The sequence below is a fragment of the Pseudalgibacter alginicilyticus genome, assembly GCF_001310225.1.
Classification (GTDB): Bacteria; Bacteroidota; Bacteroidia; order Flavobacteriales; family Flavobacteriaceae; genus Pseudalgibacter; species Pseudalgibacter alginicilyticus.
The window spans coordinates 3,868,256-3,880,904 of the sequence record NZ_CP012898.1; the positions used below are offsets into that span (position 1 = coordinate 3,868,256).

14 protein-coding genes are annotated in these 12,649 nt (G+C 30.6%); 5 read left to right on the plus strand and 9 right to left on the minus strand.

The genetic code is table 11. The features are described from left to right. Positions 1 to 44 precede the first annotated feature (44 nt). The 9 genes from APS56_RS16070 to APS56_RS16110 all read right to left on the minus strand — a co-directional run bounded on the left by APS56_RS16070 (position 45) and on the right by APS56_RS16110 (position 7,319). Complete coding sequence (locus tag APS56_RS16070) at positions 45 to 764, minus strand: PH domain-containing protein (RefSeq protein ID WP_489884302.1); 720 nt, start codon at positions 762 to 764, stop codon at positions 45 to 47. Positions 765 to 908: 144 nt separating this feature from the next. Beyond that, complete coding sequence (locus APS56_RS16075; RefSeq protein ID WP_054730733.1) at positions 909 to 1,436, minus strand: DMP19 family protein; 528 nt, start codon at positions 1,434 to 1,436, stop codon at positions 909 to 911. A gap of 316 nt (positions 1,437 to 1,752) precedes the next feature. After that, the gene (corA, locus tag APS56_RS16080) at positions 1,753 to 2,832 is read right to left on the minus strand and encodes a magnesium/cobalt transporter CorA (protein WP_054730750.1); all 1,080 of its coding nucleotides are present in this window, start codon (positions 2,830 to 2,832) and stop codon (positions 1,753 to 1,755) included. A gap of 32 nt (positions 2,833 to 2,864) precedes the next feature. Next, on the minus strand, positions 2,865 to 3,404 hold the full coding sequence (locus tag APS56_RS16085) for a mechanosensitive ion channel domain-containing protein (protein WP_054730753.1): 540 nt from the start codon (positions 3,402 to 3,404) through the stop codon (positions 2,865 to 2,867). A gap of 50 nt (positions 3,405 to 3,454) precedes the next feature. Next, positions 3,455 to 4,417, minus strand: a complete 963-nt coding sequence (locus APS56_RS16090) for a hypothetical protein (RefSeq protein ID WP_054730755.1) — start codon at positions 4,415 to 4,417, stop codon at positions 3,455 to 3,457. A gap of 17 nt (positions 4,418 to 4,434) precedes the next feature. After that, positions 4,435 to 5,028 (minus strand): Maf-like protein, encoded by a 594-nt coding sequence (locus APS56_RS16095; RefSeq protein WP_054730758.1) that lies wholly within the window; start codon positions 5,026 to 5,028, stop codon positions 4,435 to 4,437. Next, a complete protein-coding gene (locus tag APS56_RS16100) occupies positions 5,028 to 5,942 on the minus strand; it encodes a geranylgeranylglycerol-phosphate geranylgeranyltransferase (protein ID WP_082379387.1) in 915 nt (304 codons plus the stop codon). Before APS56_RS16100 ends, APS56_RS16095 begins: the two co-directional genes overlap by 1 nt. A gap of 98 nt (positions 5,943 to 6,040) precedes the next feature. Then, positions 6,041 to 6,571 carry a KdsC family phosphatase gene (locus APS56_RS16105; protein WP_054730764.1) on the minus strand — a complete coding sequence of 177 codons (531 nt, stop codon included), beginning with the start codon at positions 6,569 to 6,571 and terminating at the stop codon, positions 6,041 to 6,043. Then, positions 6,552 to 7,319: a Rossmann-like and DUF2520 domain-containing protein gene (locus APS56_RS16110; protein ID WP_054730766.1), complete on the minus strand. Its 768-nt coding sequence runs from the start codon at positions 7,317 to 7,319 to the stop codon at positions 6,552 to 6,554. Before APS56_RS16110 ends, APS56_RS16105 begins: the two co-directional genes overlap by 20 nt. A 149-nt stretch (positions 7,320 to 7,468) precedes the next feature. Between APS56_RS16110 and APS56_RS16115 the strand changes: the two genes are divergently transcribed. The 5 genes from APS56_RS16115 (at position 7,469) to APS56_RS16130 (ending at position 12,504) form a co-directional block, all read left to right on the plus strand. Beyond that, on the plus strand, positions 7,469 to 7,861 hold the full coding sequence (locus APS56_RS16115) for a group III truncated hemoglobin (protein ID WP_054730769.1): 393 nt from the start codon (positions 7,469 to 7,471) through the stop codon (positions 7,859 to 7,861). 134 nt (positions 7,862 to 7,995) lie between these two features. Continuing rightward, the gene (locus APS56_RS16120; RefSeq protein WP_054731451.1) at positions 7,996 to 11,190 is read left to right on the plus strand and encodes a cytochrome c biogenesis protein CcsA; all 3,195 of its coding nucleotides are present in this window, start codon (positions 7,996 to 7,998) and stop codon (positions 11,188 to 11,190) included. A gap of 17 nt (positions 11,191 to 11,207) precedes the next feature. Then, complete coding sequence (mscL, locus tag APS56_RS16125; protein WP_054730772.1) at positions 11,208 to 11,654, plus strand: large conductance mechanosensitive channel protein MscL; 447 nt, start codon at positions 11,208 to 11,210, stop codon at positions 11,652 to 11,654. A 5-nt stretch (positions 11,655 to 11,659) separates the two neighbouring features. Further along, positions 11,660 to 11,815 carry a hypothetical protein gene (locus APS56_RS17055; protein ID WP_169786446.1) on the plus strand — a complete coding sequence of 52 codons (156 nt, stop codon included), beginning with the start codon at positions 11,660 to 11,662 and terminating at the stop codon, positions 11,813 to 11,815. Between the two features lie 110 nt (positions 11,816 to 11,925). Continuing rightward, positions 11,926 to 12,504: a Crp/Fnr family transcriptional regulator gene (locus APS56_RS16130; RefSeq protein ID WP_054730775.1), complete on the plus strand. Its 579-nt coding sequence runs from the start codon at positions 11,926 to 11,928 to the stop codon at positions 12,502 to 12,504. Positions 12,505 to 12,649 lie beyond the last annotated feature (145 nt).

Genomic DNA, 12,649 nt, shown 5'->3' on the forward strand with positions numbered 1-12,649 from the left:
ATATTCGTAAGTAGGCTTGAACTAGCAATGAATTATATACCTTGTTACCCAACGTTTTTATTTTTCAGAACTAATTCGGCAGCTTCCACAGCTTCTTTTTGATAACTTTTTTTATTATCTAAAATTTCTCTTAATTGTCTTTCGTTTTTTGATTGATATTGTTCAACAAATTTTTCAACTCTGGTCTTTTCTTGAATTTGTATCTTTTTAAATTCAATTCCTGCTTTTTTGTTCAATTTGTCAATGTATGGAAAAAGGCGAAATCGGTATTTTGTCTTTTTAACAAAAGCTTTTTCGTGCAAAAAGTCAACTAATAAATTCGATAAATAATATCTATCTCCATTCACAAATTTCAAGTCCCAATATCCAAAATCAGAATGGATTGTTGACCATCTCGAATTATTGTCAATTGCGTTTTTATAATAAATTCCAATATTATAGATTGAAGTTTCAATGTCGGAAATTTTATAATTCTTTGTTTTTCCTTTTTTGTTAATTTTTATAAAATCAGTTTGAGTATCAATTTCCAGCGTAATATCTTTATTTTGAATATAATAATTTATTAAAATACAGATTGCGGGAATATTAAAAACAAATACAATTCCAATAAGAATTTTCATATATAAAGCATCAAATTCAAAATTTTCAACTCCCTTAAAATATTGAAAAATTGGTGTAAGAACTATCATTCCGATTATGAAAATCAGGTTTTCTTTTAATAAGATTTTCAACAGTTTGTTATGTAGTTCGTAAGTTTTTCTCAAATGTTGGGTAACGTGTTTGTGTATGGTTAGTTGCGTGGTTAGGGGACTAAGTTAGCAAACTTTTACGAACCCGATAAAATTCCGCAGGAATTTTCGCAAGTAAGCACGTAAAAAGCAATTAATTATACACGGTGTTGTAACACGTTATTTTTTAAATTCAGTTTTGTTCTTAATCACAAAAGCGATTAATAATTCGGTCAAGTCATCTTTATATTCATAAAATTCCGAATCACATTTATTCCAGTTTTCTTCCGCATTTTTTTCAATTAGTTCTAATTCGGTTTGTCTTTCAGTTCTGTCTTTAGAAACAATTCCGTTTTTAAATTCAGAGTTTGCTTTTTTTACTATTTCCGCTGTTTTTTTTGCTCCAATTACTAAAAGAGCATTTACAGTCTCCTGACTAAAATCTCCACTCGAATTAAAATAGAATTGATTAAATCCGCCATTATTCATTTCACGTTCTAAATTTTCCACGAAAAGAAAAGTCTGTTGAGAAGAATTCAGTTTCTCAATATTTTCTCCGTAGTTTGATTTTTCATTCAGATAAGTGTCAATTTCCATAACAATCATATCTCGTCTTTCAATTTTCAATGTCTTTTCCAAATCAAATTCCGATTGTGCATTTGCGTTGGCAAAAAATAATGACGATATGAATAATAGCAGTTTTTTCAAAGTATGGATTAATGTGTTACAACTTAGTTATATGAATGGTTTATCGATTCATAATGTTCCAATCTGGCGGGATATGGATGCTTTTTTAGTTTCTTAGTCATTCTTATCGATTTTACTTTCCAATGCTATTGCTAATATAAATACTTTCTTACAAATTATCAAAAGAATTTGTATCATGTTTTTAAATGTTTATTTGTACTAAGGATGGTATTGGAAAGCCCGTAGTGCGGCAAGAGTGAGTACTTGAAAAGCAAAGCCTCCTCCCTGCATGGATTAGGTGTCGGTCAGAAGGGAGATAATACCCAGAATCTATAACTTATAGCCATTTTTTACGTTTAAAATATACAAGCATACCAACAAAAAGTATGATCATGACTCCCCAAAGGATGTAGTATGAATACTCATAATGAAGTTCTGGAATATTGTCAAAATTCATTCCGTATATGCCAGCAATAAAGGTTAAAGGTATAAATATGGTGGCAATAATGGTTAGTACTTTCATCACCTCGTTCATTCTGTTGCTAATGGTGGTCATGTACATGTCCATTAGACTCCAAATCATTTCACGGTAAATTTCTAAGTTTTCTGAAATCTGTATAACATTGTCATATATATCGCGGAAAAAGTGAAGTGTTTTTTCTTTTATTAAAGGAGTTTCTTGTTTTTCAATTTTATTAATAATCTCTCTTAAAGGGAATATATTTCGTCTGATTCTTAGTACTTCTCGCTTTAAGTTTTGAATTTGAATACTAATATCATCTTCAGTTAAACCGTTAAATAAATTATCTTCCAAATCTTCAATTTTGTTAGCCATGGTTTCAATAATCACAAAATAATTGTCGGTTACAGCATCTATGAGTGCATATAATAAATAATCTGCTCCCATGGTTCTTATGCGACCTTTGCCATGCCTGATACGTTCTCTAACGCCATCAAAAACATCGCCATCTGACTCTTGGAAGGTCAGCACGTAATTATTACCAACTATAAAGCTTACTTGTTCAGATATAAGGTTTTCATCGGCATCATAATACAACATTTTTAAAACAATGAATAGGTAATCTCCATAGTCTTCAATTTTGGGACGTTGGGATATGTTTACAATATCTTCAAGTGTTAAGGCATGTAAATTATAATGGGTCCCAATTTTTTCAATAGCATAAACATGATTGAGACCATTTACATTAATCCAAGAAACGGTTTCGGTTGATTTATATTGAAAAGCTTCTTCAATATTTTGTAAATGCTTTTCTTCAAGAAATTCAGTGGAATAGTCAAAAGATTCCATGAATAGTTCATGTGATTCTTTTTCGCCAGTATAGATAATAGAACCAGGGGCTGTTCCTAATTTTTTGTTGTGTTTGGTTGGCCTGTTTTTACTCTTTTTTTTTGCCATATCTATAACTTTATAGTTATAAATATAAGTTTTTATTCATAATCTGCTTCATATTCAATGGCATCTTTTTCAATTAATGTTACAGCTTTTTGCAATATTAAATTGTTGGGATAGGTTACTAAATCACCATTATCTAAGCGAAGGTGAAGTTGAAATGATCTAATGTCTTCAATAATAGCACGGATAGGAAAATCTTTATCGTGTATTTCAATTTTATCACCTACTTTATAAGGAAATGAAAAGAACATAATAATGCCAGAGGTTACATTGCTTAAAATGGACCAAATAGCAAATAATGCAATACCTAATATGGCAAAAACAGATGAAAATATAACTGCTAAATCACTAAATTTTGCACCAAAAATGAATAATTCTATAATAATAGAAATTACAATTAAGGTTACTGTTACATATCTACGAATAAGCCGAATTCTAGCTTCATTTATACCATTTTTTCTAGCTACTTTAGTAATGGTGAAATTTGTGATGTATCTTATAACCAGTAGGGAAAGGAGAAGAACTCCTGAGCCTATTAATTGGGATATGTAGGTTGTAAAAAAATTAATTAACATAAACTAACATTTAAATAAACGGCAAAGATACATTACAAATTGACATGAGTTTAATTTAATTGTAGCCTTTCTCTAAGCTTTTCATCTTTGAGACTTTTTTTGTTCCAATAGTCTGATTTTATGCTTGTTATTTTAGTAGCTTTGGTTGTTAGTTCTTTAGCATGACTGCCAAAACCACTTTTATAGGTTTCTTCCCAGCCTAAAATATCATAAGGGAATTGAGTATTAAAATTAATAACAAGCTTTCTGTTTAATTCTGGGTAAGAAATTATATAACTGCCATTGGCTAAATTGGCCAAAGCTCTGTAGGGTTTTATGGTTATATGGTTCATTCTGAAAAACTCTAAAGATGGAATGATATCTAAATTGCCTGTTGGTAATGATTTTGGATCAATGCGTAGTTGCGTCCATAATTCATTTTCTAAAATAGCTTTGTTTATTATAAAATTTTCATCAGCCTCTCCTTCAAAGTAGGAATGTGATGTAATTTCAAATTCCTTTTTGTTATTAAGCTGTGTATAAACATGACCACACCATTCTTGAATAGAACTTGAAATTTTTAGGGCGTGTTGGTTGCTTGAAACAGGATAAAAGGTACTTTGCATAATGGAGTATGGGTAAATGCCTGTATTGAATTTTTTAGTTGCATTTAATTTTAGTACAGGAGTATTATTAGCATTTTGAGTATCAGCTTTTACTTGAATTTTAGGTAAAAAATCTTCGGTAACATAAATTAAAACAGCTTGTCCGTCTCTCATTTCACCATAACGTGCTTGTTCTAATTTATAGGATGATATTTCAGCTTTCCCTGCATACCAGTAATCTTTAAAAGGTTTTGAAAGTTGCTTGCTGTTTAAATCCTTTTTTATAGTTATATGGGTTTCTTTATTTTGAATAAGCTCTTTGTTTTTAGTGTTGTTTTTACAAGAAAAAGTCACTAAAAACACTCCAATTAGTAACCATAAAAATATAGTGGTTGTAGTGATTTTATTTGGTGTGTATAAAGTTTTCATATCATAAAGATACAAACTTAAGTAGTGATAGCCATCTCATTTAACGTTTTGTAAACAAGATGAATAGGCAACCCCATAACGTTAAAATAGGAACCTTCAATTTTGGTAACACCTATCTGTCCAATCCATTCCTGAATGCCATAAGCTCCTGCTTTATCAAAAGGCTTTGCTGTGTTTATATAGTACCAAATTTCTTCATCACTAAGGTTTTTAAAAGTAACTTGTGTAATATCGTGCAATGTTTTTTCAAATGTTTTAGAAGTAAAGCATACCGAGGTAATAACTTCGTGGGTGCTATTGCTTAAAGATTTTATAATTTGAAAGGCTTCATCAACATCCCTGGGTTTTCCTAAAGCTTGATGTTTATGCCAAACAATGGTATCACTGGTTATTAAAATGTCATTTGTTTTTAATTCAGTTTTAAAAGGCAGTGCTTTTAGTTGTGCTAAATAATTACTGATTTCAAAATGGGTTAATCGCGGTGGGTATTCTTCATTTATAGGTTTTAAGCGAATTTCAACATCCAATCCTAAATTTTTAAAAAAAGCTTGTCTTCTAGGCGAACCAGAAGCTAAAATAATGTGATGATTTTTAAGCTTATCTTGAAGCATTAATTAAGAATTACATACTTGTATAAAAGTAAGGAAAGCATACCAAAAAACATAACCAATTTTAGAGTATTACTTATTAAGTGATAATCTTTTTTAGTTTTAGCTTCAATAGTTTTAATAAGAATATAAATAAGAGGAGCAACAATAAATATTAAAAAATAGCTAACTGAAATAAGTTCATTGTATAAAACATCAATTATATAAAATAAAATTAAGAGTAAGGTTATAAATGTTAATACTATTAAAACGTTGTTGGCTCTATTTCTGCCAATGCTAATGGGTAAGGTGTTCATACCTGCCTTATAATCGCCATTAATGTCTTCAATGTCTTTGGCTATTTCTCGTAAAAAATTAATCATAAAAGCAAATAGTGCATAATTGAATATAATTTTAAAAAAGTACAATTGTAAACTTTGGTTTTCTAAATTAATACTTGGAAGCAGTTCAAAAATACCAACAATAATAATGCTTAAAGAAACCAATATTGAAATAACAATGTTACCAATTAATAGTGTGCGTTTTAAATACGTAGCATATACGTAAAGTAAGGCTGAAATAATAACAAATAAAGAAAAGAAAGCGCTTTTGTTAACATGGTTTGACAAATAAAAACCAATGCCAACACCTATCATATTAAAGATGATAAATAAATTATAGGCTGTTTTTTCTGAAATAGTGTTTCCTACAATTAACGAATCGGGTTTGTTTACAAAATCAGTTTCTACATCATAAATATCGTTAATAATGTTTCCAGCAGCAGCAATGCAAATGGTAGCCAAAATTAAAAGTGACATACCTACAATATCTAAACTTGTTTGGGCGCCAAAAGGTTCTAAAAACGCATACTTGATTAGTAATTGTACTAAGGCAATCATTAATAAGTTTTTCCAACGAATAAGATTTAGTAAGTTCACTTTATAAATTAAAAAGTTGAAAAGTTTTTGTTAAAAAGTAATAACCATTACAAGGAGGGGGTAAAATGCCGCGATGCATTTTTAAAATTCACTCAAAATTAATCATAACTTGCCGTAAAATTCCCATGCCATTTTTCTTGAACCTTAAGCACCTGCTCAATAACATCGCGAACGGCACCTTTGCCGCCTTTTTTATGCGAAACATATTTAGAAATACTTTTAATTTCAGGTACAGCATCTTGTGGACAGCAAGGTAAACCAACTAACTTCATTACAGGGTAATCAGGTATGTCATCACCCATATACAAAACGTTTTCTGCTTTAATTTCATATTTGTTAAAGTATGCATTTAGCTGTTCAATTTTATTATGTGCACCTAAATAAATATCCTTGATACCTAAGGCGGCTAAGCGTGTTCGAACGCCCTCATTGGTACCTCCAGAAATTATACATAGATTAAAACCAGTATCAACGGCTGTTTTTAGTGCGTAACCATCTTTTATGTTCATGGTTCGTAATAACTCACCTGTGGTAGTAACTGTTATTGTTCCATCGGTAAGCACACCGTCTACATCAAAAATGAAAGTGGTTATATGTTCTAAATATTCTTTATAGCTTTTTTCTTCCATGGGTGCGTTGTATTGATTCTGTTAGTAGTTTGTAAATGTCTTTATGATGTTCGCTTTCAAGCGATTTTAAATGTTTTCTTATGGTTTTTTTATCATTGCGTTTTGCAGGACCAGTTTGTGCCATATAAGGAGAGAAGTCTTGAACTTTTTTTGCCGTTTCCATAATTAATGGTTTTAAAACATCAAATTCGGCACCCTCTGATTCTGTTATTTCATGACCGATTCTATACAATTGATTTGTGAAATTATTCACAAACACTGCAGCTAAATGCAAAACGCGTCTTTGATCGCTATTTATTTTTTTTGTAGGACTACCTATAGAAATTGCTAACTTTTTTAAAAGTTGATAATCATTGCTTTTAAGTGCTTCAATACAAATAGGAACATTTGAAAAATCTATTTCTGCGGTTTTGCTAAACGTTTGTATGGGGTAAAAAACTCCGCGACGGTGTTTCTTATCAATATCATATAAACTGACACTTCCTGAAGTATGTACCACCAATTTGTTTTCAAGAGGAAGTGAAGCAGAAAGTGTTTTTACAGCATCATCGCTTACAGCCAATATGTACACATCGGCCTCTTTAATTTTTAAAAGATCATCAATAATTTCAACCTCATTTTTATGAGTAGAAATACTACCAATACTTCTGTTGTACCACTGTTTTACGAAAACCTGTTCTGTTTTTGAGAACACTTTATATAAATGCGAGGCCACATTGCCTGCACCAAGAATCGTTACTGAAATCATCCCGCTAAAATAAGCAAGAATTACGATTTATGATTTATGATTCACAATTTTTTAGTAAAGACTGTTTGTATGTTTTAATCTAATAGAACAGTTACTGAAACTTTGCGTTACTATGTTTCACCAGAAAAATAATTACTTAACTTTGACTTATGGAGAAAAAAGATATTAAAACTAGAGAAGATATTTTCTTATTAGTGTCTTCATTTTATGCAAAAGTGAGAAAAAATACTGTTTTGGCTCCGTTTTTTAATAATGCAATAAAAGATTGGGAAGCCCACCTTGAAAACCTAACCTCTTTTTGGGAAGCTAGTTTATTTCTAAAAACAAAATATTACGGAAATCCATTAAAAGTTCATGAAAAAGTAGATAAAGAAAACAACCATAATATTACTGAAATGCATTTTGGTTTGTGGTTAAATCTTTGGTTACAAACTGTTGATGAACTTTTTGAAGGAGAGTATGCTAACAATGCCAAAAATCGCGCTCGAAAAATGGGAACATTTTTGTATTTAAAAATATTTGAAGCAAGAAAGAGTTTATAAAGGGTTTTGTTTGTTATTAGAGTTGTAATTTAACACTTTATAGTCATTAGTAATCAGCTATTTTATCAAATTTTAACACTTCCAAACAAACTTAAATCCCTAAATTTGCTCGACTTTAAAAAAGGCTTTCCATGATGCAAACTAAACTCGCTAAAATTCTTTTCTCTACACGACTTACTGCTGTTTTATTTCTTGTTTTTGCTGCGGCAATGGTAACAGGTACTTTTTTAGATGCCGGTCAAGATACATCACCAACACCATACACTAGAAATTTAATATATAACGCATGGTGGTTTGAGGCTATTATGGTGTTTTTTGTTATAAATTTTTTAGGTAATATTTTTAGATATCAACTACATAAAAAGGAAAAATGGGCTACTTTGGTTTTGCATTTAGCCTTTATTTTAATTTTACTTGGTGCATTCATAACAAGGTACGTTAGTTTTGAGGGTATGATGGCCATTCGTGAAGGCGCTACAGAAAATACGTTTCTTTCACAAAAAACATATGTCACAGCTTATATTGATGGTGATTATGAAATTGATGGTGTGCCACAACGCTTACCGATTGAAAGAGAAGTTGATTTTTCTGGACGTATGAAGAATTCTTTTGAAATTAATACCAAATACAATCAGCAACCTGTAAGTATAGAATTAGAAGAATTTATAGTTGGAGCCGAGGAAGATATCATACCAGATGAAAATGGAGAGGCATACCTTAAAATGGTAGAAGCTGGTACCAATGGACCTCACAATCATTTCTTAAAATCAGGTGAAGTTCAGAGTATTCACAATATACTTTTTGCTCTTGATAAGCCAACTGAAGGCGCAATAAACATTACACAATCAGAGAATGGATTAACTATAAACTCTCCTTTTGAAGGCGAATATATGACTATGGCAACCATGGCTCAAGGGACTTTGGTAAAAGATAGCTTGCAACCTTTAATTTTACGTTCGCGCTATGTTATAGGTAACATGCAAATGGTGTTTCCGAAGCCTGTAATAAAAGGACATTTTGAAATTGTAAAGAAATCTGAAATTTTACAAAATGATCAAGATGGTTTGCGACTTAAAATAACAACCAATGATGAAACAAAAAACATAGGTGTTTTAGGAGGAAAGGGAAGTAATAGTAATTTTAAATATATTCATGTTGGTGGTTTGGATATAGGCATACGTTATGGGTCTAAAGTTTTAGAATTGCCATTTTCAATTAAACTTAATGATTTTGAAGCTGAGCGTTATCCAGGGACAGAAAATGGATATTCTGCTTTTTCAAGTGAAGTCACAGTAATTGATGAAAATGAAGGCAGTTATGATTATAAAATTTTTATGAATAATATTTTGGACCACCGTGGCTATCGTTTTTTTCAATCTAGTTTTGATGGAGATGAAAAAGGAACCATTTTGTCTGTTAATCATGATTATTGGGGGACATTAATTACTTACATAGGCTACTTTTTACTTTATTTTGGATTGATGGCTATTTTGTTTATTAAAGGATCTCGTTTCAAAGATTTAGAAAAGCAACTTGCTAAATTGAAAGCTAATAAAGTAAAAAAACTAAGTATTTTGTTTTTGTGTTTGGGGCTAAGCTCCTTTGCACAACAGCATTCTGAACATGATGGGCACAACCATACCACACCAATAAAACCAACCAAAGCACAAATAGATTCTATTTTAAAAACTAATATAACACCAAAAGAACACGCAGATTTGTTTGGGAAAATGGTTATTCAGGATTTGGGAGGTAGAATGATGCCTGTTAATACTTATGCTTCAGAAATGCTTCGTAAATTAAGTAAAAGTGATGCTTACGAAGGTTTGGATGCTAACCAAATATTTTTATCCATTCAAGAAAGTCCAATGCTTTGGTATAATGTACCTGTAATATATTTAGCATCAAAAAAAGCAGATACCATTAGGCACTTAATAGGTGTTGATGAAAGTGAAAAACATGTGTCACTTGCTGAGTTTTTTACAGATAGAGGAGAGTATAAATTAGCACCATACTTAGAAGAAGCGTATAAAGCCTTAGCACCAAATGGTTATCAAAAAGAGTTTAAAGAGGCTGACCAACGTGTTAGTTTACTGTATAACACTATTGAGGGAAGTTCTTTAAAAATATTTCCAATTCCTGATGATACCAACAATAAATGGATTTCAACCTCTGAATTACCACACTTTCAAGATAGAATTCAAGATTCATTGTATGTTAATTTTGTAAAAAATGGCTTCAGAGCTTATTTATTTACTTTAAATAATGCAAAACAAGAAAATGATTTTTCTGAAGCTAATAAAATTTTAGAAGCTTTTAAAAAAACCCAACATAAATATGGAGGAGACGTGATGTTGAGTGATGAAAAAATAAAGGCAGAGGTTTTATATAATAAATATGATATTTTTAAAAAGTTATTTAGTTGGTATTTGTATGCTGGTACTTTGTTGTTTATTATTTTAATTGTTCAAATATTCAGAGAAACGAGTAACGTTTTAAATAAATCTGTTACTGTTTTAAAACTTGTTGTACTCGGTTTATTTTTATTACACACAGCAGGGTTGATTGTTCGTTGGTACATTTCTGGGCATGCACCGTGGAGTGATGCATATGAATCTATGATATATGTAGCATGGGCTACCATGTTTTTTGGGCTGGCTTTTGGGCGGAAAAGTGATTTAACTATTGCATCTACAGCATTTGTAACAGCCATGTTATTGATGATAGCACATTGGAATTGGATGGATCCAGCTATAGCAAATTTACAGCCTGTTTTAAACAGTTATTGGTTGATGATTCATGTGTCTATTATTGTAGCCAGTTATGGACCTTTTGCTATAGGAATGATTTTAGGGATTACCTCTTTACTACTCATGATTTTTACAACTAAAAAAAATAAAGCCAAGATGTTGCTTAACATAAAAGAGTTAACTATTATTAATGAAATGGCTTTAACTATTGGATTGGTAATGCTAACCATTGGTAACTTTTTAGGTGGTATGTGGGCTAATGAAAGTTGGGGACGTTATTGGGGGTGGGATCCAAAGGAAACTTGGGCTCTTATTAGTATTATGATATATGCTTTTGTAATTCATATGCGATTGATCCCGGGGTTACGCGGACGCTGGTTTTTTAATCTGATGTCAATCATTGCATTTTCGTTTATTATTTTTACTTATTTTGGAGTTAACTTTTATCTGTCAGGACTTCATTCATATCAATCTGGTCAGCAAATAGCTAGTTTTAATGTTATAGCTATGGCATTTGGTTTGGTGGCATTGTTAGGTTTTTTCGCTTACAGAAGTTATGCTAAATTTTATAAGAAATAAGAAAAGTAATATTATAAATGAAATTATATAAAGATTTTAAAGAATTTGCTGTTAAAGGTAATATGATGGATATGGCCATTGGAATTATTATAGGTGCAGCCTTTAATAAAGTTATTGATGTTATGGTTAAAAAGGTGTTTTTACCACCGTTATCATTGCTAACTGATGGTGTTAATTTTGGAGATAAACAAATTGTACTACGCCATGCTGAAACAGATGCCACAGGTGGTGTTATATCAGATGAAGTAGCTATTGGTTATGGTGCTTTAGGTGAAGCTTTTTTAGATTTTATCATTATTGCTTTTACCGTGTTTATTGTAGTGAAATTTATGAATCGCTTGCGAAACAAATCACATGATTCAAATGATGATACTGTTGCTACACCAAAAGATATTGAATTGCTTTCAAAACTTACAGATTTAATGGAAGAGCAAAATAAGTTATTGCAATCCAAAAAATACTAAGTAAAATGGCAAAAACTGGGCAACATAAAAACACTAAAAATAAAGCGAAGCATTCAAAATTATTAGCTCAAAAAAACAATAAAAAAAAGTTGGAGATAGAAACAAGAAAAACTCGTTTAAAAGCTATTTTACAAGGGGTAAAGTCACAGCGGAAAGAATAATATTAATCGGTTTAGTTTATGTCTTAAATATTTAAAACTTATCGAAATTTTTTATAAAGTCCATTAAATAGTCTTTAATTTGAATATTGTTAATCTAAGTAATATTTAAGTTGGACAAAAACTTTTCTTTTTTAAATTCTATTAGTGAAATTAGTGAAGCAACTTTTAAAAAGTTATTAGAAGCAGCAACCTTAGTTAATGTTGAAGCAGGAAATCAACTCATAAAAGCAGATGAGTCTCCCAGTAAAGTTTACCTGTTAATTTCTGGTTTTATGAGAGCCTATTTGAGTTCAGAAACGGGTAAAGAATATAATAAAAAATTTTTTCTACCATATAATTTTGTTGCCTCACTTACGGCTTTGATAAAAAATGAAAAATCAAGACTGACTTATGAAACGCTTACAGATTGTCAATTATATGAGATGAATTTTGAAGTTTTCATGAATTTTGTCAATACTGATTTAAGTATATGTAAGTTGTATGTAAAAACATTAGAGGGTGTTTTTATGGATGATGAAAAGCGTCAATTGGAGTTTATTTCAATGAACGCAACTCAGCGTTATTTAGCCCTAAAAAAAGAAATTTCAGATATTGATTCACTCATACCTCAATATCAAATAGCATCTTACTTGAGTATTACCCCAGTACAGTTATGTAGAATTAGAAAAAAATTAAATGCAAATTATTAACAAATGTTAATGAATAGGATTATTCAAAACTATATATTTACCCCATATTTCCGTTTATATAAAGTAATTACGTGAGATTAATAGCTAACTAACCAAAAAAAAAACAGGTATATTATATACCTGTTTTTTTTGGTTCATTACCACA

Excerpts from the sequence above, each read along its gene's own strand:
- APS56_RS16110 (WP_054730766.1), bottom strand. The coding sequence starts at position 7,319 with ATGATTTCAGTAACGATTCTTGGTGCAGGCAATGTGGCCTCGCATTTA.
- APS56_RS16120 (WP_054731451.1), top strand. The coding sequence starts at position 7,996 with ATGCAAACTAAACTCGCTAAAATTCTTTTCTCTACACGACTTACTGCT.
- APS56_RS16115 (WP_054730769.1), top strand. The coding sequence starts at position 7,469 with ATGGAGAAAAAAGATATTAAAACTAGAGAAGATATTTTCTTATTAGTG.
- mscL (WP_054730772.1), top strand. The coding sequence starts at position 11,208 with ATGAAATTATATAAAGATTTTAAAGAATTTGCTGTTAAAGGTAATATG.
- APS56_RS16095 (WP_054730758.1), bottom strand. The coding sequence starts at position 5,028 with ATGCTTCAAGATAAGCTTAAAAATCATCACATTATTTTAGCTTCTGGT.
- APS56_RS16090 (WP_054730755.1), bottom strand. The coding sequence starts at position 4,417 with ATGAAAACTTTATACACACCAAATAAAATCACTACAACCACTATATTT.
- APS56_RS16105 (WP_054730764.1), bottom strand. The coding sequence starts at position 6,571 with ATGGAAGAAAAAAGCTATAAAGAATATTTAGAACATATAACCACTTTC.
- APS56_RS17055 (WP_169786446.1), top strand. The coding sequence starts at position 11,660 with ATGGCAAAAACTGGGCAACATAAAAACACTAAAAATAAAGCGAAGCAT.
- APS56_RS16085 (WP_054730753.1), bottom strand. The coding sequence starts at position 3,404 with ATGTTAATTAATTTTTTTACAACCTACATATCCCAATTAATAGGCTCA.
- corA (WP_054730750.1), bottom strand. The coding sequence starts at position 2,832 with ATGGCAAAAAAAAAGAGTAAAAACAGGCCAACCAAACACAACAAAAAA.